This is a genomic window from Lysinibacillus sp. 10T31, from assembly GCF_056394365.1.
Genome location: NZ_JBFTHS010000029.1, coordinates 1 through 22,701, shown reverse-complemented (window position 1 = coordinate 22,701; position 22,701 = coordinate 1). Strand labels below are relative to the sequence as shown.

The 22,701-nt window shown below is 34.6% G+C and carries 25 protein-coding genes and 1 pseudogene; 16 read left to right on the top strand and 10 right to left on the bottom strand.

What is annotated here, in order from left to right:
• The first annotated feature begins 73 nt into the window (after window positions 1-73).
• Both AC1DCY_RS17035 and AC1DCY_RS17030 read left to right on the top strand, forming a co-directional pair.
• Entirely contained in the window at window positions 74-1,483 is a 1,410-nt protein-coding gene (locus tag AC1DCY_RS17035; RefSeq protein WP_477352033.1) for an aminotransferase-like domain-containing protein, read from the top strand.
• Between the two features lie 34 nt (window positions 1,484-1,517).
• The gene (locus tag AC1DCY_RS17030; protein ID WP_477352031.1) at window positions 1,518-2,144 is read left to right on the top strand and encodes a DUF3267 domain-containing protein; all 627 of its coding nucleotides are present in this window, start codon (window positions 1,518-1,520) and stop codon (window positions 2,142-2,144) included.
• A 184-nt stretch (window positions 2,145-2,328) separates the two neighbouring features.
• On the opposite strand, the gene AC1DCY_RS17025 is transcribed toward AC1DCY_RS17030, so the two are convergent.
• A complete protein-coding gene (locus AC1DCY_RS17025) occupies window positions 2,329-2,790 on the bottom strand; it encodes a putative iron-sulfur cluster-binding metallochaperone (protein WP_477352029.1) in 462 nt (153 codons plus the stop codon).
• Window positions 2,791-3,312: 522 nt separating this feature from the next.
• Here AC1DCY_RS17025 and AC1DCY_RS17020 point away from each other — a divergent pair.
• Window positions 3,313-3,531 carry a hypothetical protein gene (locus AC1DCY_RS17020; protein ID WP_477352027.1) on the top strand — a complete coding sequence of 73 codons (219 nt, stop codon included), beginning with the start codon at window positions 3,313-3,315 and terminating at the stop codon, window positions 3,529-3,531.
• 127 nt (window positions 3,532-3,658) lie between these two features.
• On the opposite strand, the gene speG is transcribed toward AC1DCY_RS17020, so the two are convergent.
• A complete protein-coding gene (gene speG, locus AC1DCY_RS17015) occupies window positions 3,659-4,174 on the bottom strand; it encodes a spermidine N1-acetyltransferase (RefSeq protein ID WP_049664852.1) in 516 nt (171 codons plus the stop codon).
• A 125-nt stretch (window positions 4,175-4,299) separates the two neighbouring features.
• Between speG and AC1DCY_RS17010 the strand changes: the two are divergent.
• Both AC1DCY_RS17010 and AC1DCY_RS17005 read left to right on the top strand, forming a co-directional pair.
• Window positions 4,300-4,401, top strand: a pseudogene (locus tag AC1DCY_RS17010) (ATP-binding protein); the annotation flags it as partial.
• A 166-nt stretch (window positions 4,402-4,567) separates the two neighbouring features.
• The gene (locus AC1DCY_RS17005; protein WP_477352025.1) at window positions 4,568-4,741 is read left to right on the top strand and encodes a hypothetical protein; all 174 of its coding nucleotides are present in this window, start codon (window positions 4,568-4,570) and stop codon (window positions 4,739-4,741) included.
• A gap of 734 nt (window positions 4,742-5,475) precedes the next feature.
• On the opposite strand, the gene AC1DCY_RS17000 is transcribed toward AC1DCY_RS17005, so the two are convergent.
• Window positions 5,476-6,402 (bottom strand): DMT family transporter, encoded by a 927-nt coding sequence (locus tag AC1DCY_RS17000; RefSeq protein ID WP_477352023.1) that lies wholly within the window; start codon window positions 6,400-6,402, stop codon window positions 5,476-5,478.
• A 206-nt stretch (window positions 6,403-6,608) separates the two neighbouring features.
• On the opposite strand from AC1DCY_RS17000, the gene AC1DCY_RS16995 reads away from it, so the two are divergent.
• The 3 genes from AC1DCY_RS16995 (at window position 6,609) to AC1DCY_RS16985 (ending at window position 9,253) form a co-directional block, all read left to right on the top strand.
• On the top strand, window positions 6,609-7,094 hold the full coding sequence (locus AC1DCY_RS16995; protein ID WP_477352022.1) for an Lrp/AsnC family transcriptional regulator: 486 nt from the start codon (window positions 6,609-6,611) through the stop codon (window positions 7,092-7,094).
• A 76-nt stretch (window positions 7,095-7,170) separates the two neighbouring features.
• Window positions 7,171-7,740 carry a histidine phosphatase family protein gene (locus tag AC1DCY_RS16990; protein WP_477352020.1) on the top strand — a complete coding sequence of 190 codons (570 nt, stop codon included), beginning with the start codon at window positions 7,171-7,173 and terminating at the stop codon, window positions 7,738-7,740.
• A 292-nt stretch (window positions 7,741-8,032) separates the two neighbouring features.
• Complete coding sequence (locus AC1DCY_RS16985) at window positions 8,033-9,253, top strand: phosphoenolpyruvate hydrolase family protein (RefSeq protein ID WP_477352019.1); 1,221 nt, start codon at window positions 8,033-8,035, stop codon at window positions 9,251-9,253.
• A 45-nt stretch (window positions 9,254-9,298) separates the two neighbouring features.
• Here AC1DCY_RS16985 and AC1DCY_RS16980 read toward each other — a convergent pair whose 3' ends face one another.
• A complete protein-coding gene (locus AC1DCY_RS16980; protein WP_477352017.1) occupies window positions 9,299-9,469 on the bottom strand; it encodes a hypothetical protein in 171 nt (56 codons plus the stop codon).
• A gap of 200 nt (window positions 9,470-9,669) precedes the next feature.
• Between AC1DCY_RS16980 and AC1DCY_RS16975 the strand changes: the two genes are divergently transcribed.
• Together AC1DCY_RS16975 and AC1DCY_RS16970 are read left to right on the top strand one after the other, a co-directional pair.
• Window positions 9,670-10,929, top strand: coding sequence for a Tm-1-like ATP-binding domain-containing protein (locus tag AC1DCY_RS16975; protein ID WP_477352015.1), 1,260 nt, complete (start codon window positions 9,670-9,672; stop codon window positions 10,927-10,929).
• Window positions 10,895-11,716 carry a phosphoenolpyruvate hydrolase family protein gene (locus AC1DCY_RS16970; RefSeq protein WP_477352013.1) on the top strand — a complete coding sequence of 274 codons (822 nt, stop codon included), beginning with the start codon at window positions 10,895-10,897 and terminating at the stop codon, window positions 11,714-11,716. The genes AC1DCY_RS16975 and AC1DCY_RS16970 overlap by 35 nt, the downstream gene beginning before the upstream one ends.
• A 306-nt stretch (window positions 11,717-12,022) precedes the next feature.
• On the opposite strand, the gene AC1DCY_RS16965 is transcribed toward AC1DCY_RS16970, so the two are convergent.
• Entirely contained in the window at window positions 12,023-12,205 is a 183-nt protein-coding gene (locus AC1DCY_RS16965) for a hypothetical protein (RefSeq protein WP_477352012.1), read from the bottom strand.
• Between the two features lie 330 nt (window positions 12,206-12,535).
• On the opposite strand from AC1DCY_RS16965, the gene AC1DCY_RS16960 reads away from it, so the two are divergent.
• Entirely contained in the window at window positions 12,536-12,787 is a 252-nt protein-coding gene (locus tag AC1DCY_RS16960) for a hypothetical protein (RefSeq protein WP_477352010.1), read from the top strand.
• 433 nt (window positions 12,788-13,220) lie between these two features.
• On the opposite strand, the gene AC1DCY_RS16955 is transcribed toward AC1DCY_RS16960, so the two are convergent.
• The 4 genes from AC1DCY_RS16955 to AC1DCY_RS16940 all read right to left on the bottom strand — a co-directional run bounded on the left by AC1DCY_RS16955 (window position 13,221) and on the right by AC1DCY_RS16940 (window position 15,861).
• Complete coding sequence (locus tag AC1DCY_RS16955) at window positions 13,221-13,421, bottom strand: hypothetical protein (protein WP_477352008.1); 201 nt, start codon at window positions 13,419-13,421, stop codon at window positions 13,221-13,223.
• Window positions 13,422-13,568: 147 nt separating this feature from the next.
• Window positions 13,569-13,718: a YjcZ family sporulation protein gene (locus AC1DCY_RS16950; RefSeq protein WP_477352006.1), complete on the bottom strand. Its 150-nt coding sequence runs from the start codon at window positions 13,716-13,718 to the stop codon at window positions 13,569-13,571.
• A gap of 434 nt (window positions 13,719-14,152) precedes the next feature.
• On the bottom strand, window positions 14,153-14,782 hold the full coding sequence (locus AC1DCY_RS16945; RefSeq protein ID WP_477352004.1) for a LysE family translocator: 630 nt from the start codon (window positions 14,780-14,782) through the stop codon (window positions 14,153-14,155).
• An 887-nt stretch (window positions 14,783-15,669) separates the two neighbouring features.
• Window positions 15,670-15,861 (bottom strand): RNA polymerase subunit sigma, encoded by a 192-nt coding sequence (locus AC1DCY_RS16940; RefSeq protein WP_477352002.1) that lies wholly within the window; start codon window positions 15,859-15,861, stop codon window positions 15,670-15,672.
• A gap of 669 nt (window positions 15,862-16,530) precedes the next feature.
• Between AC1DCY_RS16940 and AC1DCY_RS16935 the strand changes: the two genes are divergently transcribed.
• The 5 genes from AC1DCY_RS16935 (at window position 16,531) to AC1DCY_RS16915 (ending at window position 21,802) form a co-directional block, all read left to right on the top strand.
• The gene (locus AC1DCY_RS16935; RefSeq protein ID WP_477352000.1) at window positions 16,531-16,956 is read left to right on the top strand and encodes an acyl-CoA thioesterase; all 426 of its coding nucleotides are present in this window, start codon (window positions 16,531-16,533) and stop codon (window positions 16,954-16,956) included.
• A gap of 11 nt (window positions 16,957-16,967) precedes the next feature.
• A complete protein-coding gene (locus AC1DCY_RS16930) occupies window positions 16,968-17,342 on the top strand; it encodes a DUF423 domain-containing protein (protein WP_477351998.1) in 375 nt (124 codons plus the stop codon).
• 272 nt (window positions 17,343-17,614) lie between these two features.
• On the top strand, window positions 17,615-18,931 hold the full coding sequence (locus tag AC1DCY_RS16925; protein ID WP_477351996.1) for an SPFH domain-containing protein: 1,317 nt from the start codon (window positions 17,615-17,617) through the stop codon (window positions 18,929-18,931).
• Window positions 18,932-18,945: 14 nt separating this feature from the next.
• The gene (locus tag AC1DCY_RS16920) at window positions 18,946-20,049 is read left to right on the top strand and encodes a TFIIB-type zinc ribbon-containing protein (protein WP_477352118.1); all 1,104 of its coding nucleotides are present in this window, start codon (window positions 18,946-18,948) and stop codon (window positions 20,047-20,049) included.
• 547 nt (window positions 20,050-20,596) lie between these two features.
• On the top strand, window positions 20,597-21,802 hold the full coding sequence (locus AC1DCY_RS16915) for an EAL-associated domain-containing protein (protein ID WP_477351994.1): 1,206 nt from the start codon (window positions 20,597-20,599) through the stop codon (window positions 21,800-21,802).
• Window positions 21,803-22,312: 510 nt separating this feature from the next.
• Here AC1DCY_RS16915 and AC1DCY_RS16910 read toward each other — a convergent pair.
• Complete coding sequence (locus AC1DCY_RS16910; protein ID WP_477351992.1) at window positions 22,313-22,519, bottom strand: hypothetical protein; 207 nt, start codon at window positions 22,517-22,519, stop codon at window positions 22,313-22,315.
• Window positions 22,520-22,701: the final 182 nt, after the last annotated feature.

Sequence of the window (22,701 nt, the reverse complement as noted above, 5' to 3'; positions counted from 1 at the left end):
AATAGGATTTTGGTAAAATTTCTCCAACAGGTTAAAATGAAAAAAACCAACCAGTTTAGAAAAGAGAGTACATATGAAAAAACCAAAATATCAATGGATTATTGATTTTATAAAAGAAAAAATTGCTACAGGGGAGTGGGCAATCGGAAGTCCCATACCAAGTCAACGTAATTTGGCAAAACAGTTTGAGGTTAATCGTAGTACAGTCATAACAGCACTAGACGAACTTATCGCAGAAGGACTAATTGAAGGTAAAGCCGGGAAGGGAACAGTCGTCACTAATAATACGTGGACTTTAATGGGGGCAAAATCCTTATCGAACTGGAATGAAAATGTCACTTTAGGCATTCATAAACCTAGCGTTTCTATGGTTCAGGAGATTAACGAAGCGGAATCGAATACGAATCTTATTCAACTGAGTAAAGGGGAGTTATCACCAGAGATGTTCCCTTTAGAAGAGATGAAATTCATTGTTCAAAAGGTATCGAATCAATTAACCTCGTTTGGCTATGAAGAGCCAAAAGGAAATATAAAATTACGACAAGCCATTAGTGACTATTTAAAGGTGAGAGGGGTCGAAGCGTCTCCGTCGTCCATTCTCGTTGTTTCTGGTGCGCTCCAAGCTTTACATTTAATTTCGATCGGACTCCTAAAAAGAGGTTCAACTGTATTGTTAGAAATGCCGTCTTATCTTTACTCGTTGACTGTTTTTGAGTCTGCGGGGATGGAGTTGCAAGGATTAGCGATGGACAATGAGGGGATTATCATCGATTCAATTTATCCAACAAAGGAAAAAGGGAAGAATATATTATATACGATTCCAACCTTCCACAATCCAACAGGCGCTTTAATGCAAGAAGGTAGACGAGAGAAATTAATTGCATACTGTGAAAGAGAGCAGCTGCCAGTTATAGAAGATGATGTGTACCGTGATTTATGGATTGATAACCCACCACCTATACCACTGAAAGCAATGGACCATTACGGAAATGTTTTATATGTTGGGAGTTTATCAAAAACCCTTAGTCCAGGATTACGAATTGGCTGGATAGTCGGCTCGGAGTCAGTCATTAATCGATTAGCAGATTTAAAAATGCAATCCGATTATGGATCAAGTACCCTTTCCCAGCTTGTTGCAGCAGAGTGGCTATCTAGTAATTGCTATGAGGATCACCTTCATAAAGTAAGAGAACAACTAAAGATTCGTAGAAAAGTTGCATTAGATGCAATGGACAAATATTTAAGTCCTTACGCTACATGGGACATCCCAAAAGGTGGATTGTTCATATGGGTTAAAATAAAACCTGAATTTAAAGTGAAAAGGCTATTTGAAAAATCCTTATCCAAAAATATTCTTCTAAATCCCGGTAGTATTTATGCTGAAAAGTCTGGCCAGTTTATACGAATCTCCTATGGCTATGCTTCACTCGATGAAATAAAGGAAGGCATTTTTAAATTAAGCGAAATAATTAAGAATCAATAGATTGTAAAGTTCTTGGATTAAATGGAGGAGTTAAATGAAAATACTAAACAAATTGCCAAAAAGTAACCCGAATTTACATGTAGATTTAATTAACAATGGCTGGATTCCGATGAAAGAACCTAAAAATTTAACTAGTGCTATATTGTTATCTATCCCTTTAATGATTGTCGCTTCAATGATTTCTATTGGGGTAATAAATATTTTTTCTAGTATTTCTTTGAGAGATTTCGGATTTACATCTGGTGGAATATCAATAACCATTAACTTAAGCGTTATTTTGGGGATCGTCTTACTATTAATCATTCACGAATTACTTCATTTGATGTTCATTCCTAATTTTATGAAATCAGAAAAAACTTCTGTAGGGCTTACTCTGTTCGGGGGTTTTGTCATTACAGAAGAAGAGATTTCAAAATCAAGATATATAATCATTACGATTGCTCCTTTTTTGATACTTTCAATAATTTTTCCACTAATTTTAAGTTCATTTGGACTCTTAACAACGACAATAAAGTTCCTGATCATACTAAATTCATTGGGATCGTCAGTTGATTTACTAAATCTTCTTCTTATAATGAAACAGGTGCCGAAAAATGCAACATTAATATGTAATGGACCAAACACTTATTGGAAAAACGTTCAGACTGAACAAAAAGGGTAAAAATTAACAAATAAATCAGTAATAGAAACATTGAAAGAGGAAGATGAAATGAAATCAACCCGACGCTGGGCGCTTTCCGCGCCAATGAGCCGGCTATACAATGATTTAAAAATGTCCTAAAAGCCCTTTTTACTAAGGGTTTTAGGACAAGCGACTTACAACTTATTCCACTAAAGAAAGATGGTTAAGCTAGACCTTTAATATATTTCGTAACATTCCCTAAACAACAACTACCTTGAGGATTGTTTATCTCGCAGCCACAACGGTTTTCTTTTATATTTGCACGAATATGTTCTAATGGATTAGGCGAAAGTTCATTTTCAACATATTGTTTAATTTTTTCTTTAGTCCAATCAAAACAGTAACAAACCGGTGTACTTAATGAGTCATCCTTTTGATGTACGGCAACCTTTATATCAGATAGAAGGTACTCCTTATAACTGGTATCAAAATAAACGACATGACAATCATTAGTAGAACAAAAATAGTGATTTTCCATAGCATTTATAGATCCTAATACAGATGGTTTCATCATTGATTTAATTGTTATTAGCTGCACATTTTTAGCTTTATTTTTGCAAGAAGGACATACAATAGCGTTTTCATTTATATTTTTTTTATGGCTACTATCACAACAGTTTCCCATCATTTTGCCACCTTTACTTATTATTTTTAGTCTCTAAAAGTTTCAATAGCATGATAATCGCACATCATTTTTTGGTAAGGATTCATAATTCATCTTATATTAAGTATAAACCATTATGCTGAGGTACAGGGTAAAGAAAATTAATAATTATTTGATTCAACTAATCATTCTCAGAATAACAACAATATAGTGAACACGTATGAAAAAATGACGAATTACTTACATAAACTGCACCTTCAATTGTTAGTTAGTGTGTAATGTCCTCTTTGGAGCAATTGAATATTCTTTTACAATAGTCGCTGTTAAGGCATATGTCCATGGTCATGATACGTTAACAGATTGGTGTGGAAGAATAATCATTTAACGTAAAAAAGGAGATTTATAGAGTAGAAAATAGTAAAATTGATAAGCTGATAGCCAAAAAAGTATTTGTTTGGTAATTTTACGAGTGTTAACGAAAATGAACAAACACTTCGAGGTTCATGTCAGTAGGATAATGAATTAAACGTGAAGAGGGGACTATTGGAATTGTTTATAGTGGCAATATTGATTACTTTAATTTTCGGCAGTATTTCTTATATGCTGTTGAAGCATCCTGAGGGTGCTATACAGATGAGTTCCTTTTCAGATGAATTCAAAAAGAAACCATTTTTTAAAATGTTCCTAAAGTTTATGGGTTGGTGGTTTTTATTACTGGTGATAGCAGCATGGATTGTTGCATTCATCTCCCTGTTTGAATGATGTTATAAACTTTTTGAGGAAATTTGACTGAATGAAAAAAGCCGTAGCGTAGTAATACGCTACAGCTAATAGTTGGTTATGCCCATTAATGACTTTTTCATAATATACATAAGAAGGGCAAGTGTAGCTATATTTGGTTATTAAACTCATATTGGAATATACACATGCGAAGGGCGTCTCGATATTTACCTTCAGTAAAAAATTCTTCTTTAAGTTCTCCCTCAATATGAAATCCAGCTTTTTTATAAATGTAAATGGCTTTTTCGTTTTGTTTATCAACAATTAAATATAGTTTGTGTAGATTTAGAATATGAAAGGCGTATTTCATTGCCAAAATAGTAGCAGAGTAGGCATATCCATTTCCTTGGGAATTAGGATCAATAATAATTTGAAATTCTGCATTGCGATGGATCAGGTCAATTTCAACTAATTCCACTAGCCCAAGAATTTCCTTTTCTTTTTCAACTATAAAACGTCTTTCACTTTGTTTATGGATATGCTTTTCAAATAAATCTTGTAGTTCTACAAAAGATTCGTATGGTTCTTCAAACCAATATGACATGATTCTAGAATCATTATTTAATTTATGAACATATTTTAAATCTTCTCTTTCTAACGGTCTTAACTTGATACTTTCTGACATAATCGATGTTCCTCCTAAATTTATAAAAGTGTATGTTTTACATACAAACAATTATTCCAGGTATAAACTATATGCTGTATAGTAACTATATAGTCAAGGAACCAACGAAAAAAATACTTTTCAGAGGTATTCCGGAAAATGTATTGCCTCATATCTTCAAACCTTTGTACCGCGGAGAGTACTCTCGAAATCGTCAAACAGGAGGTTCGGGTCTTGGATTAACGATTACTAGCATATTTTTGTCTTTCTCTGCCAAACCCGTTTGATGTACATGAGGAAAGATGTTTAGTGACTCTGTCAAGAAAACATGGAGATTAATAAAAATGCTTTAAGCAGTGCCCTTTTGGCCAAGTTTACAATCAAATTTAGTAAAAAGAAGGTAGATTAATATTTATGTTTTCAGGATTTGAATGGTTCCCTAAAAAATGGGGGAAAAGAAAAGTTTCGGAGCGGTTTCTTCAAGCAAAATTTACTGAAGAAGGTAAAGGGATTACGATTACTACATATGCTATTGATTTATATATAATATCGATTCCTTTAGAAGTGAAAAAATATAATTCACTATAACTTCTTACAGCGGGTGTTCAAACATCCGCTGAAATAGAGGAACTCAGACTAAGAACGCCACGTCCTGTACAAATTATCAAATTGGTCTGTATATGCACGATTTTATATAGACAGTGCACCAGCAGCGTTTTTCTGCAAAATAAATCCCAAAAAGCCTTGTATTAACTGTGTTTATACGCCTTTACATAAAAAACTGTATTGACATTCATTTGGGAACTTTTTTATTGTGGTTGGATAGTTAGACATCTGAATTTTGATTATTATATTTTAAGTTTTTTAACTTAATGATGAATAGCATTATGACTAAAATCATCAGAAATAGACCTAGATAGAGTAGCCCTTTTCCTAAGGGATAGTTTATTGCATATACTTTTTGAAATTCCAATAGCTCTTTACTACTTATAGAATTAATATCTTGTAAAGGGAAAAGGATTGTTTGTAATATATATCCAATTACTATTGAACAAAATGATAAAAAAATTATGCTAAAAAGTGTTATTTTATTAAAAATAAATCGCATAATGTCACCTCGGTTTTTTCTCTATTTCTTACAAAGACGTTTTCACTCAATAAAGGTTGTTCAATACAAAAAAGTCCCAAAGCGAGGTTCGGGAACTTTTTATACTTAACGTTGTAATTACTTATTACGCATTTTTATGACGTGACCCTTATATAGACAATATTTGAGAAATCAGCCTACCTTTAATGAAGCATCTGAAGTTTTTACTTTAATATTAGTTAATGTGTTTTATTGACCTAGACTTGAAGGAGAATTTCTTTAATTGATTTGTATTTGATTTAAAATGTGAAAATAAAAAACATCCCATAATGACAATCAATCCCCCAATCCCTTGCGTCCAAGATATGCTCTCTCCTAAAAATAAAAACGCTAGAAGTGCAGTGAAAATCGGATTGAAATTAAGGAAAACACCGGATGTGGTAGCACCTAGTTTTTGAATTCCAATGCTCCAAAGTACCATACAAACGACAGTGGAGATAAACCCTGTATATAAAATTGATAGTATAAAAGAATGATTAATATTAGAAATGGTAAAATCCTTAAGGTTAAAAGGCAATAGTAAAAGAAGTCCGAATATGCCTGAATACAAATTAGCCATTAATGGCGAGGTAGTTTTCATTGCCCATTTATTACAAACGGAATAAATACCCCATACACATACAGCGGCAAGCATCCATAAATCACCCACATTAAAATGAAAAGACAATAATAGGCTGATATTCCCCTTTGAAAGTACGAGAAGAACACCGAACAGCGAAAGAAGCATTGCAAGTGCTTGAAGAATATTCATTTTTTCCTTTAGAAAAACAATTGAAAAAATCGCAATTGAAATTGTATTTAATGTTGAAATGAAGCCAACATTCGTCGACGTAGTTCTTGCCAATGCTAAAAATTGAAAGATATTGAACAATACTACACCTGTAACGCCCATTAACAATAAAGGGAGGAGGGCATCTCGAGAGGGAAGCAATCTTTTTTCTTTCCACCATACCATTGGAAGAAGCACAGCGACTGCAATGATCCATCTTAAGCTCGTCAATGTTAAGGGAGAGGCATGATCAACAAGAGATTTAGCAACTACAAAATTGCCTCCCCAAAGTAAACTAGTTAAAAGCATTAATAAAACATAGACATTCGGCAAATCACGATCTCTCCTTTGATTCTCGTATGTATATTGAGATTTCAGATAAAAGAATAATAACATTTTTATCATTTTAACTGTATAATATTTTGTGTAATGAATAAAAAACGAAATAACAGTAAGAATAATTGTATTTTGCAGAATAAAATTAATAATAGTTGCTGAATGTAACGAAAATTTCGAATATAAAAAAGGAGGAAAATAGCTTGAAAGATGTTGAAAGAAAGTTATTAGATAGTGTTGATACTCAACTACTAGATATTTTGCAGAGAGAAGTTCAGATAAGTAATGCAGAGATAGCGAGACGGGTGAATTTGTCCCCACCGGCAACCCATACAAGAATAAAACGTTTAGAAAGTGAAGGGTTTATTGACAAACAAGTGGCCATTTTGAATCCTGAGAAACTGGGATTCGATTTACTGTGTTACGTTTTCATGAGTACAAATATTCATCAAGCGAAGGAATTAGAAGCTTTGGAAAATGCCTTAACAACAATGACAGAAATATTAGAATGTCATTGTTTAACAGGAGAGTATGATTATCTGTTAAAGGTTATTATTAGAGATCGAAAAGAATTAGATCGCTTTATAAGAAAATTAAATAGACTGGGCATATCTCGCATTCAAACGAACTTATCTTTACGAGAAGTTAAATATTCAACTGTTTTACCGATATCGGAAGATGAACAGTAGAAGTTCTTCCGAGCCATATGGATTTTTAGCTTCGTCGCATAAATGACTCAAAGACTCAAGCATAATAGGAGGCTTCATGAAAACATTCATATATATGGTACGACACGGTGATTCACCAAAAGACGGCAATGAAAGAACGAGAGAATTAACTGAAAAAGGTAGAATAGACGCTCAACAAATAACTGAAATTCTACAAAAAGAGGACATTAATATTGTTATCTCTAGCCCGTATAGTCGCTCAATCCTAACTGTTCAGAAAGTAGCTGAACAAATAGAAAAAGAAGTAATGGTATTTGAAGACCTTAAAGAGCAAACATTTATTGCTGGTGATAAGCGAATCTCTGACAAGGAATTAATCCCTTTTTTAGAAAAGTCATTTTCTGACTCAACCTATGCTTTAGAGGGAGGTGAGTCAAATGCGGCCTGCCAGAAACGTGCTATAATTGTATTAAAAGAAATAATAAATACATATCAAGGACAGAAAGTAGTAATCGGCACACATGGCGCAGTTATGACTTTAATGATGGGGTTTTATGATAGTAAATACGATTTGAACTTTTTATTACATACAACAAAGCCAGACATATATAGAATGGAATTCGATGGGCAAGAATTGGTCGATGTAAAAAGATTGTGGAAGATTTAAGCAATGGCACTGACAAACATATGAATCGCTAAATTAATAACTATATTAAGCATTTATAGTCAATTTATACCAAAAAAGTTGGTGTGAATTGACTTTTTCAGTGGCTGCGATTTAAGAGTGTGTTTTTTTATTTTATTCTAATGTCGTATCTAGAATTTTGAATAAAACGAACAAGTTTAAAGTTAGTTAATCTGTAAAGACTAGTAGACATTTATAGCTTTTGGATAAGAGATAATGTACATTACACTAGAAGAGAGTAATGTTTCATAGCTTAAGTAGAGGTGAAAGTTAAATGGAGGAAGAGCTAAATAAGAAGTATGAAATAAACAATTATTTTAAAAAACAAATTAATAAAAATAGTTATATTTTAGGTGTTGCTGCTGGTTCTGGAATGACAGCTAAATACGCAGAACAAGGTGGCGCAGATTTTATTCTAGCTCTAAATTCAGGACGATTCAGATTAATGGGGGTTAGTTCATTAGCTGGTTTTTTACCGTATGCAAATAGTAATGATGTTGTTATGGATTTTGCGTGTAAAGAGATCATTCCTATGATTAAAAAAATTCCAGTTTGTTTTGGTTTATGTGCTACAGATCCAACAATTGAATTAGATAGTTATATCGATTTAATTAAACAAAGAGGATTTTCGGGCATTAATAATTATCCAAGTATAGGTCTTGTAGATGGGCTTTTTAGAGAAGCTTTAGAGGAACAAGGAATTACTTATGAAAAAGAGGTAGAAGCTATTCGTATCGCTAATGAAAAAGGGCTGTTTACAGTGGCCTTTGTATTTAACGAAGAACAAGCAATAAGTATGATAGAGGCCGGTGCAGATATAATTTGTGTTCACTTAGGTTTAACGAATGGCGGATCACTAGGAGCTAAAAAGATTTTATCTTTACAGGCTGCCAAAAAGATGGCGGTAAATATTTTTAATAGATGTAATGAACTAAATTCTAACATTATTAAAATGATTTATGGAGGCCCGGTTAATAAACCAATAGATGTTCAATATATGTATGATGATACTACTATTATGGGTTATATCGGAGGTTCTGTGTTTGAAAGGATTCCAAATGAACAAGCTCTCATACATATTACGAAATCATTTAAGCAAACGAACGATTTTCAGTTGGATGATTTAATCGGTAAAATTACTGATGGACTAGGAAGTCAAGCTGATTATATTAATTTTATAAAGAAATACATTAGTTTGCATTATATGGATGAAATATCATTGAATGAAGTGGCACAAATATTAAATTTGTCGCGTTCTTATTTAAGCACATTATTCAAAAAAGAGGTGGGTATTTCATTCACAGAATATCTTATTAACTTTCGACTTAATAGGGCAATTGAAATATTAAAATTAGAAAAATTACCTCTAAATAATATTGCCGAAATGGTAGGTTATCCCGATTATACTCACTTTAGTAAAATATTTAAAAAATATAAAGGTGTATCACCTCAAAACTATTTAACTTCTTTCAGCAGGTGTTTGGACACCCGCTGAAACAGAGGAACTCAGTCAAAGAACGCCACGTCCTGTGGCAATTTATCAGTGCGAAAGCGAAGCGACAGCAAAAACACACGACTGAGTAACTAACTTCGGTGCTGCTACCGCTGCGTTAGCGCTACGCTTTCGCGCAAAAACCATCTGCTGCTGCCGCTTCGCTTTCGCGCAAAAAACATCTGTTGCTGCCGCTACGTTAGCACTGCGCTTTCGCACAAAAAACATCAGCAGGCCTAAGCACAAAGCCGATTCCAGACGCAATTATGCCAAGGCATAATTGATAATATAACAAAGAGACAATTTTATAGAACAAAAACACATTAACTCTCCTAAAAGAAAACTGTATTATGAAATGGAGTAATAAATGAAACCGCTTTCTTATATGATTTTAAAGATCAAGAAGGGAGAGAGTTAATATGAAAACAATTGCTTTGGCTGGAACATTTGATTCAAAAGGAAAAGAGTATTTATATGTAAAAGAGTTGATTGAATCGTTAGGTTTCAATACTTTCACGATTCACACAGGTGTTTTTACCCCAGCATTTGAGCCTGACGTATCAAATGCTGAAGTAGCGGCTGCAGCTAGAGAAGATATACAAGAAATTGCAGCGAAAAGAGACCGAGCAAATGCAACCGCAGTTCTTGCGAAGGGGATGGAAATACTTTTACCGAAATTGTATGAAGCAGGTAAATTCGACGGTGTACTATCCTTTGGAGGTACTGGTGGATCTTCTATTGTAACTACCGGTATGAGAGCATTACCAATAGGTGTTCCTAAAGTAATGGTTTCAACAGTCGCTTCTGGCAATACGGAGCCATATGTAGGTACTAGTGACATTATTATGATTCCATCGGTAGTAGACGTTGCTGGTTTAAATGTAATTTCGACCAAAATATTTACGAATGCAGTATTTGCGATAGCAGGTATGCTTAACTTTGAAAATAAAACTATAGAGAAAAAGAAGCCTCTTATTGCTGCAACTATGTTTGGATTGACAACACCTTGTATAAATCAGGCTAAAGATTTCCTAGAAGCTAGAGGATATGAGGTATTAATTTTCCATGCAACAGGTGTTGGCGGTCGTACAATGGAGAATTTAATAGCTAATGGATTTATAGATGGAGTCCTTGACATAACGACTACTGAATGGGCTGATGAATTAATTGGGGGTGTACTGAAAGCTGGACCGCATCGTTTAGAGGCAGCTTCAATAAAGCAAATTCCTCAAGTTGTATCAGTGGGTGCAATAGACATGGTTAACTTTGGTCCATTTGATTCTGTCCCTGCTAAATTTAAAGGACGAAAATTTTATAAGCATAATCCAACAGTTACTTTAATGCGGACATCGGTTGAAGAGAACAAGCAAATAGGTGAAGTAATTGCAGAAAAATTAGCTTTAGCTAATGAGTATACGGCATTATTTTTACCGCTAAAAGGGCTCTCAGGTCTTGATGTTGAAGGGCAGCCTTTCTACGGTTTAGAGGAAGACCGTATGCTATTTGATACATTAAGAGAAAATGTTGACCAAAGTAAAGTGGAAATGATTGAAATCAATGCGGACATAAATAGTGAAGAGTTTGCACTAGCTGCAGCTAAGAAATTAATTGAATTGATAGAAAATAAAGAGAGGGAAAACGATCATGTTACAGAGACAAGAAATATTGAAACGTTTTAAAGAGGAAATTAATAAAGGAAATATTCTTCTAGGTGTTGGCGCTGGTACAGGAATTACAGCTAAAAGTAGTGAATCTGGTGGAGCTGACATGTTAATAGTCTATAATTCAGGTCGTTATAGAATGGCTGGTCGTGGGTCTCTAGCAGGTTTATTATCATATGGTGATGCGAACCAAATTGTTGTTGAAATGGGTAATGAAGTATTACCCGTCGTAAAAGATACTCCAGTACTAGCTGGTGTTAATGGAACAGACCCTTTTAAAGTGATGAGGGTTTTCTTAAAGCAGCTGAAAGATCAAGGGTTTAGTGGCGTTCAAAACTTTCCTACTGTTGGTTTAATTGACGGTGTTTTTCGTCAAAATCTAGAGGAAACAGGAATGGGCTACGATTTAGAAGTAGAGATGATTAGAGAAGCACATAAATTAGATTTGCTAACTACTCCATATGTTTTCGATGAAGAGCAAGCAAAGAAAATGGCTGAAGCGGGTGCAGATATTTTAGTGGCCCATATGGGATTAACAACAAAAGGAACGATTGGTGCACAAACTGCATTAACTTTAGATGACTGTGTCGATCGAATCCAAAAAATTATACATGCTGGAAAGTCTGTAAATCCTGATATATTAGCAATTTGTCATGGAGGTCCGATTGCAGAACCGGAAGATGCTGCTTATATTATTGAAAGAGTAGATGGAATTGTTGGATTCTTTGGCGCATCTAGTATTGAAAGATTTGCCGCAGAAAAAGGAATTAAGGAGCAAACTGAAGCTTTTAAAGGTATAAAATAATTAACTCGTTTTCTCTTACGATAGTCTGAGTCACTCATTAGTAAACATGAGTGACTTTTTTGTATTCTACGAAAACCTCTTGCTATGCGAGGGGATTCAGAAAGAAAAAGTGAACTGTAAGTGGTACGGTGGAATGACGAGTTGAGCTTACGTTCATAAAAAAACTTCAACTAGAGGATCTTCGAAATATAGGCAGTAGAAAAGTATCGAAAAAAGAAGTTATTAATTTGCGTTGGTGAGTTAGGTGAATCTTGAGAGAATGTGCAATAGCATTAAGAAAAGCGTTGCAATAAAGCAACGCAAAGTTCAAGAAATTCTAGACAATTTTATAACGCTAAAAACAAAGCCTATCAATCCGCAAATCAAGAAAATATAAGCTACTAGTATTGACATACCTTCTAAGTTATTTGTAAAGATTCTATATCCTCCTACTGTACCTAATGCCAAACCACTAACCGAGCTAAGTAATGTTCTATTCTTTTCTGCCAAAAAAACACCTCCAATAATTGGATGATGATATGTTAACACAAAATTAATTATAAGTTAACTTATTTGTGGAGGTTTCCCTTGGAGAATGTCATTTCACAAAGGATGGTTAATCGAAAGAAATGAACAGTAATGGAGGTATAGAAATGGTAACAACATTGGATTACAACGAAAGAATATAATTAAGTGATTTCCAGTTGTTTACGGCTTGCAGTTAAACTATTTTTTACACCAGGTACATATTGAAAATGAAAATAATTAAAGAAAACGAGTGAATCAACATATTTTTTTGAATATAATGTTTGAAACTAAAAGAAATAGGGAGATGGTGAAGTGAGCGAAATAGATAAACGAAACAGATTAAGCGAAGAACCATTCGATTATCAAATAACGAAAAAAGGAACGGTTGTCATATATTACGAAGGGAAACAAATTAAAATAGTAAAGGAGAGGGAGGCTGAGCGTCTTATAGCGAGGATCAAAGAAGTTGAAGATAATTTAACAGAGGTACAGTTATTATTAGCTAAAATTACGGGTAATTTTAAACGTGGTAACGAGAAATTTGGAAAAAATAAAAGACAGTAAAACAAAGACTTTACTCCTTAAATTCGCAAAGGTGGATTAGTGAATAGTTTTAAAGAAACTGTGCAGTAAAAAAGATGGATTTCCCATCTAGGTATACTACTTATCTATATCTAGCTTTTCAGATATATTCCTTAGAATTTCGTTTCGTTCTTCCTGCAAGTTAATGAATTTAATCATAAACCAAATTACAAATATAAAAAATAATATTACAAGCATTATATTAATAAAACCCCTTTTTGAGTAATTATACCATAAATGTAAAGTGATTAAAAAAGGGGAGAATGACAATCATGTCAGAAAGATATTTTAACAGGAGTCGTTATGTAAAAAAATATGTTGCAAATATTATAGAATTTAGTTATTGAACAATATGTGGAATGAAACTAATAAAGGGTCACTCGGCTGAAATGACCCAAAGTTTAACTATAAGGGACTATTTAAACTTATCAACTTTCTTAACTTTCATTGAAGCTACTTCTCCGCAATCCGTACAAATAGTCAAAATTAGTGGTGAACTCGAAAAATGGAGCATATCGAGCTTAATGGGTTTTACTTTTGCCATAGATCCACCTAATTCACCTTGTGCGAAGGAATCATTACCACAAGCCTTACAAACTAGTTTATTGTTTTCCATATTATCACCTCGTTATGTAATTTATGTAAATTTTACCATAAAAATAGCCATGGCGTCATCACACGCTACAGCCTACTAATGAACAATATAAGACAAATAACTATAAAAGGGTCACCAGGCTGAGGGGCGACCCTTAAATCGGAAATATTAATATTCTCTATTCATAAAAGTAGCGCCGATAATAATTAGAAGTATAAATAGAACAACAATTAAGGCAAATGTTGAACCATTACCATATCCGCCACCGTAGTAGCCGCAGTTACCAATACCACCAACATTTCCACCATAGTATCCCATAAAGCACACCTCCTTTCTACAACATATAATATGTTAGCTTTAGAGAAAAAGTGGGGTGTTAAACCATTTAGCTATAGGCTTTAAAAAATATTTTTTTGTGAGATAAGACAATAAAAAAAGGGTCACTTGGGATAGGAGTGACCCTCTGTAAAACCTTCGGAGGTGTAAGGCTAAATTAGCTTTACCTTACTATTATTATGATGTAATAGCTATGTTTGTATAGTGAATTGCCTGTGAAATAGATTAAAAAATAAAAAAGCCGTAGCGTCTTCACATGCTACATTAAACTAATAAACAATATGAGAGAAATGTTCAATAAAAGAAGTGGATAAATAAGAAAGCAGTCCCCTCAATTTGAAAGGACTGTTCAATAAAAGTGAACTATATTAAATTCAATATAACATTTTTTAAATAGGGGGCATTGTTATACAAATTTATTGCGGGGCTTTCGTTTGAAGCAACTTTATCCCCATTCCAATAAATATTATTCCTGTTATCTTATTCAGGATCGATCCTACCTTTTTGTTTCCTCTTAGTTTTTTAGTAAAGTACGAAGAGAAATACGCAACAAATAAACACCATAGTAGTCCAGTTGCTGTAAAAGTAAGTCCTAAAATTAAAAAAGGTATAGGACCTGATGCCTTAACATCTATAAACTGTGGGAGAAACGCAATAAAAAATAAAGAAACTTTTGGATTCGTTAGACTTGTTAAAAGTCCCTGTATATAAATTTTACTTAAGTTTAATTTATTTGATGATGCTTCGAAACCGATGTTTGACTTATCAAGTATCATTTTAATCCCTAAATAAACGAGATAAATAACACCAATAATTTTAATGGTATTAAATAATACAATAGATTTTGTAAGTATGAGCGATAAGCCAAAAGAAACTAATAACGTATGAACTAAGGAGCCAGTAATAATACCAAACACAGAATAAATTCCAGCTCGCCTACCTTGAGAAATACTTCTACCAACAATATACATGGTGTCCGCACCAGGGATTAGATTTAATAAAATCCCTGTTAATAAAAACATTTCATAATTAATAATACCGTACATTTTAGCACCTCTATCTTTTTTTGGGGTGCCCTTATCGATATTAAAGTAAATGAATGAAGAATAAAAGTTTTTTTTACAGATTTTCCGAACTACACCTGAAAGATTGAGCTTTCACGTTCAGAGGTATTAAATTATGCTCCTAAATCAATCGAACTTCAAAAGGTTGTTGAGGCTGATGAAACTATCAAAATAGAGGTATCTGAGGAAATGAGCGATGTTATAGATGTAACTAACTATTCAGTTGTGGAAGATGAATCAGTCCAAGAGGAATTTATCGTTGAACAATAACGTACCCCATAAAGTCCTTCTACCTGCTTGGATATTCTAGTAAGAGAAGGATAAATGAAATAAGTCGCTTGGTGCTGGAATGCAAGACTAAACTTGTCATTTTTTGCGCTTACCCGGGAAATTATTTCTTATTTCTTAACCTGTAACCACTTTTCAAATAGCTATTGGTAAGGCTGATAAAAAATAATGCGGTGGTTGATGCTTCACAATATGTTTTTTGTTAATTAAGTCTGTGATTAAAGATTTATATTACGTTAAAAGTAGATGCGAGGGGCAAATGGGTAAATTCAGATAGGTCTATACAACTTTTTGGGAAGATCCTCGTGTGGTTGAGGAAATGACAGCAGGGGATAAATACTTCTAAAAATTGGGGCAAGTCAACCTGAATCGTGGAGGAAAACCGATTCTTGATTGTGTAAAACCAGAACTATTCATGATCCTACTAAAGAATGCAGAAGATGCAAGACTTATAGGAAACTACGGACCATTTGGAAAGAGTTTAAGCAGATTAGTGAATTGCGTAGGTGGGATAGGTGAATACTTAAAAGAAATTGTTCAGTTAAAAAGCCGATTAGAATATACCAATCAGCTTCTGTTTTTTAGCTTTTTTCCGTTTCATCTTTTTTACTTCTAAGTAGTAGTGCCGTGAATAAAAAACTTGCTACCCAAAAAGAAAAGAAAAAATTTTCAAGCAAAGCAAAATTACCACTTTTGAAATAATCCCAAACTGTTGTAAATAATAACAGTGTTACAAAGAAAGCAATGTATAAGCATTTTCCGAATGTAGTCAATTAAAGCACCTCTAAATGTAATATAAGTAAACAAAAAAGGGTCACTGAGTTGGAAGTGACCCTGTTGAGGGAGGCCGTTACTGTCAACCAAAGCCAAAGCCTAATAAGTGCGTGCGATACACTCAACATTAGCTTGTGCAAATTGAAGTTACCTATACATAAAAAAGTATCAATAATGAGTATGAACTGGCACTATTAACCCATGTAGAACAAATCAACTCACTGACAGGGAAGTCGAGAAATTTTAAAAGTATGTGAAACGATTAATTGAAGTAGATATGAAACGTGATCCAGAGAGTGAAATAAGGATATATAGAAATGAACCGATAATTCATGAAGAAGAAACGTACTCAATCGAAACAAAAGAAGCTATGAACAGTTTTATATAAAAAAGAAAAAGTCACTCATTTGAAGAATTTGAGTGACTGTTTTCATGTAATTAATTCACTGTATCTGCCCGGTGTAATTTAATTTTTGTGTACCCTAATTTGTACCCCAAATAAGTGGGGTACAACTGGTAAAAAACGAATATCACTATTTATTGCCATAATAATTTCTGGATTAAACTTCAAATTATTGAAAAATTAAATAATTTGATTTTTCCTTGTTAAAACAAAAACCCCGCTAAATCAATATTTTTACGCTATAATGTAGGACGAGGTGAAGAAAATGTTTGTTAGTGAGAAACAAATCGAAATTCGATATGCTGAGACCGACCAAATGGGCGTGGTGTATCATGCGAACTATATCATTTGGATGGAAATAGGTCGCTCGCAGTTAGTAAATGATGCAGGCTTTGAGTATGCAGCATTAGAAAAAGATGGTTATGTATCGCCTGTGATGGATTTATCCATTTCTTACAAGGCAGCTATGCATTATGGCCAAGTGGCAACGGTACGTACATGGGTGGAAAAACACGATCGTCTGCGTACTACATATGGCTATGAAATTTTACATGAAGATGGCACGATTGCAGCGACTGCTCAGTCCGTACATATTCTAGCGCACAAAGATACGTTACGTCCGGTGTCTTTAAGTAAAATCGATCCAGCATGGGATGCGAAATACAAAGAAATCGCACGCGAGACGAAATAGGAGAATCATACATGGAACTTTTATTGGCGATAGGTGCAATTATGGCTTGTCTTGGTGTCGTACTCGGAGCTTTTGGGGCACATGCACTAAAAGATAAATTTGCGTCACCACATTATGCAGCCATTTGGGAAACTGCGGTGCAATACCATATGTATCACGCATTAGGTTTACTGGGACTTGGTATTTTATCGAGTGAGGCACTTTTAGGAGCTTCTAGTATGCTTTCTTGGGCAGGCTACTTAATGTTGGCTGGTATTGTGTTTTTCTCCGGTAGTTTATATGTATTGGCCGTTACAGGTGTGAAAAAGCTTGGAGCAATTACCCCAATCGGCGGTTTGTTATTTATCGTTGCCTGGGTGCTTGTAGCTATTTCCGCATGTTCTTAAGAAATGCTAAGATCCACTAAAAAACGCTATTGTACAACAATACGAGAGAGGTAGTTCCTTAGGAGCTATCTCTTTTTTTATAGAGAAGTTTAAAAAAATGAAACAAATTGTCCTTTTTATGCGTACTACATAATGATTAGATTATTTTTAACTTCTTTCAGCGGGTGTTCAAACATCCGCTGGAAGTTAAAGCCTCCGGACGCAATTATGCCGAGGTATAATTGATATGGTAAAATAAGTCGTAAGTATATAAGTTGAAGGTGGGAATAAATATGGGTTTATTAAAAGCAGGAGTTGGCGCATTAGCAGGTGTTCTAGAAGATCAATGGCGTGAATATTTCTATTGTGAGTCTCTGTCAGCGGATGTTCTTGTGGCAAAGGGTTTTAAACGTACTTCTAAACGAGGATCCAATAAAGGCAATGACAACATTATAAGTAATGGCTCTATTATTGCTATAAATGAAGGTCAATGTATGATGATTGTCGAGCAAGGAAAAGTGGTGGAGTTCTCAGCGGAGTCTGGGGAGTATGTTTATGATACATCCACAGAGCCTTCGATTATGTATGGTAATGATTTGTCAGAAGGTATTATGGAAACATTCAAGCAGATTGGTAAACGCTTCACATTTGGAGGAGAACCTGCAAAGGATCAGCGTGTGTACTATTTTAATAAAAAAGAAATCGTAGGCAATAAATATGGGACACCAGCACCGATTCCTTTCCGAGTTATCGACCGTAATATCGGCCTAGATATTGACATTGCAATTCGTTGCCATGGCGAATATTCATATAAAATTGTCGATCCATTATTATTCTATACAAATGTATGTGGCAACGTAGAGCGTGAATATACAAGAGATGCAATCGATAGTCAATTAAAAACGGAATTGATGACTGCGTTACAGCCGGCTTTCGCACAAATTTCAGCAAGCGGGGTACGCTATAGTGAAATTCCTGCGCATACGGTTGCTCTAGCAGATGCCCTAAATAAAGTGTTATCAGAGAAATGGCTAGCAACTCGTGGTTTAGCAGTTGTATCCTTTGGCGTTAGTTCTTTAAAAGCATCTGAAGAAGATGAAGCAATGATTAAACAACTACAACGAAATGCAGTGATGCGTGATCCAGGTATGGCTGCGGCTCATTTAACAGGTGCTCAGGCAGAAGCAATGATTGCAGCAGCCAATAATGATGGCGGAGCAATGGCAGGATTTATGGGCATGAACATGGCGACACAAGCAGGCGGTGTTAATGCAGGACAGCTTTATCAAATGAATGAGCAAAATAAACAGGCAGCCCAACAAGGACAAACAGCGACGAATTCAGCTACATGGAAATGTGCATGTGGTTGCGAAAACACTGGTAAATTCTGCTCAAATTGTGGGACATCAAAACCTACAGAAGAAGGATGGACTTGTACATGTGGTACTGTCAACAAAGGCAAATTCTGTAGCGAATGTGGTGCTAAAAAACCTTCAGAAGCATTACAATACGTTTGCGATAAATGTGGTTGGCAGCCAGAAGATCCTGCAAACCCACCAAAATTCTGCCCAGAGTGTGGCGATGTGTTTGATGAGAATGATGTTAAGTAAGGAGATGACTAATGATGCCAACGCAAGATGCTGAAAATGCTAAACAAGTAAAGCTTGATTTTGACGCTGAGTGTCCATCATGTAGTGCATCTATTGAATTTAACCCAGCAACTGGAAAGCTAACATGTCCTTATTGTGGCTATGAAACTGAAATTGCAGCCCCAGAAAAACAAGAGGAAAAAGTTGCCCAGGAAATGGATTTTGCAATGGCTGAAGAACGTGGGAATTTTAACTGGGGTGTTGAGAAAAAAACAGTCATTTGTAAATCCTGTGCGGCAGAAACGATTTATGATGCATTACAGGTAGCTGATAGTTGCCCATATTGTGGTTCTAATCAGGTTATGGAAGCTAGTGCAGAAAATACACTAGCACCGAACGGGGTATGTGCATTTGAAATAACAGATAAGCAAGCGGGAGAGAACTTCCAAAGTTGGATTAAGGGAAAATGGTTTACACCGAGAGCAGCAAAAGATAGTGCAAAGCCTGATTCATTTAAAGGAGTTTATCTTCCTTATTGGACTTTTGACACGAAAACAAGCTCTAGATATTCCGCAAGATACGGTAGACATCGCACAGTTACAGATAAAGAGGGAAATACTCGAACTGAAACAGATTGGTATTCTACAAGTGGTTTTTATCAGGAATTTATTGATGATCATTTAATAAGTGCAACATCCCGCTATGATCGAAATATGATGCGAAAAGTAGAACCCTTTAATTTACTCAATAATAAGGCCTATAAACCAGAATATGTATCAGGATTTTTATCAGAACGCTACAGTATTGGTTTACAGGACGGGTGGAGTCAGGCGAAGAGGGAAATTTCAGATCATCTGAATGCACAAATTACCTCGAAAATACGTTGGGAACATAATGCGGATGTAGTATCCAATTTACATTTCTCAACAACTCATGATGATATTACATACAAATATCTAATGTTACCGATTTGGCTTTCATCATTCCGCTACAAAGAGAAAATTTATCGATTTATGGTAAACGGACAAACAGGTCGAGTAGGTGGAGATGCCCCAATTTCACCACTTCGTGTAACAATTGCTGTCATCTTATCATTAATTACAATTGCGATTATTTGGTATTTCTTTATGTCAGAATAGTCATGAGCAGTATTCCTGTAGGGTATTATCCATACTTTGGAATACTGCTTATTTAATGGAATGGGTGAACGGCTGAAAAATTTTAGGATATAGGATGAAAATCTTTAGTTATCACGGCATTCGCTTGGGATTGTTGCATAATTTATAGGGATAAGGAATTCTGAGGGAGTTTTTTTACACAGCAATACATGAAAAATCCAGCGAATCCATGTTTTATAATAAGGATAAACAAATATATACGTATTTAAGCAACCTATTATATGGGAAAGTCGTTATTACTGATGAATTGTCAGAAAAATGGGCTAAAACATAACCATATGTTCTATTGTACTAGTGTGTTATCAAAAAAGATTATTTTCATCATAAATAAATCAGTTAGGTGGAAGTTTGTTAAATTTCAGGACAGATTTATTCCATAAAATAACGCCATGTGAAGTTGCCAATTTACTTTAAACAAATTATTATACAGTCAGAGAGCTTTTTTTCATGTAATGAGCTGCGAATGTAATGTTATTCTTGGATAACATCATGTATGGAGGTTTCGACAATGGATGCAATTGAAGTTTTAACAAATTTAGATCAAATACATGGGTATTTTCAGCCTATATTTAGCGCGGATGCGCATACGGTGATTGCCTACGAAATTTCCGGACAGTTACTAATCGAGGGTCAACAAATTAATTTAAAAGATTTTGTGAATAATGAAGATATTCCAGAAGAGTATCGTATTGACATGGAACATAAAATTCTACATGCTGCATTAGCCAAAGTAGAAGAAATCGGACAGGATATTGATATTTATATTCCTAGTAACCCGAACTTACTGATGCAGGATTTCGGTGAAAGTCATTTTAATATTATTCAACAATATATAAGTGAAGAGGATTTACATCGCATTGTATTAGTTGTTTCTGAGCATCGGTTTTTAGGTGATATCCATAAGCTGCATCATGCAGTACGTTACTTTACGACTTTTGGTGTCAAAATTGCCGTTCAGGAAGTAGGAGCGGAGAGTCATTTAGAGCATATTGCTCTATTATCACCACAAATATTAAAGGTCAATATTCAAGACTTAAATTATGATTCTTGGTCTGCACAGTCTGATATGATATCAGCAATAGGGAGTCTCGCTTATAAAATCGGCGCAAATCTTCTGTTTGAAGGAATCAAAACTGTTTATCAATTACAGTTTGCTTGGAAGAACGGGGGCCGTTTTTATCAAGGCAGATACTTGGCAAACCCTGCAATAACTTTTGTAGAGAAAGATATTTTAAAGGAACGTTTTAAGGAAGAGTGCCAGCAGTTTATTACCTCTGAAAAGAAAATTCTAGAAGCACAATATTTCGAGTTGAAAAAGCTGAGAGAGGAGCTAGAAGCAATTGTCCAACGTGTCAAACCTTCTAGTGACAACATCACGCTTTTAGAGCATTTAGCGCAGCTATTGGATAGTTATTCATTCCGAGTATATATTTGTAATGAAGATGGTTTCCAACTATCTCCAAACGTAATGCGTATTGATGGTCAGTGGGAATTGCAGCCAAGAGCGATCAATAAAAACTGGAGTTGGCGCCCGTACTTCCTACAAACAATCATTAAAATGCGCAACGACCAAAGTGGAGAAATCTCAGAGCTTTATCGAGATATCGAGACAGGGGAAATTACAAGAACATTTTCAATTGCTATTAGCGAGCATGAGTATTTGTTCGTCGATCTTTCGTATGATTACCTATACGAACATAATATATTTAGATAGTTCTACAAATGCTTATATATCAAGGTTTAATGGGTACAAGAAAAACTTGTACCCATTTTTAGTAGCTCTTAATTCTTCATCCTTAAGTGAATGTACATATGCCTTCATCACCATTTTAGGTGTATCTCCTACGTGTTGTAACAGCAATATTTTCTGCAATTAAAATACTCACATAAGTGTGTCTCAATACATGGGCAGAAAACCTATTGATTTTTTGCTTATTTTTAGGGCAGTGAACATTTTTACGACATAACTGCCGCTTATAATATAATTATATTTTATAAAGGTATATTAAAGGATTATTATAAAAAAAACTGCAACGAAGAATTAGAAATAAAGAAAAATAAAATATAAACTAAAAGGACCACTCCATGATGGGGAAGCCACTAAAAAAGTCGATTTATACCGAATCTTTCAGTATGAATCGACTTTTAATAGTTAATATAATTGAAAACACAAAATTAGTTACTATATCCAGTTTCCTCAAATGAATTGAGAAGATTTGTGTTATTATTGTTCTTTTCCTTGAATTTCTTCATTGAAAAAGTGGATACCTGTATGACCTCCACCTTCAGCCACCATTTCGTTTGAAGCTATTTTTGTTGGAGATGTTCCAGCTCGTGTCGCTACTTGAGCAGTTATCCGCTCTGATATGTTTTGGTCCATCTCCGCAGTATTTAAATAAGATCCTAATTTAGTTTTTGCACTATTAAGCATACTTAAAGCTTTTTCACGGTTTTCTTTTTTACTTGACGGATTGTAATATTAAGTGCAACACTCAGAAATCAATATAAAGGAAGCCCATAACGACCTCGTGTAGAATGTAGTTACCACACCAACATTCAAACGGAGGAATCGTTATGAGCTATACCCATCTTACCATATCAGAACGTGTAAAA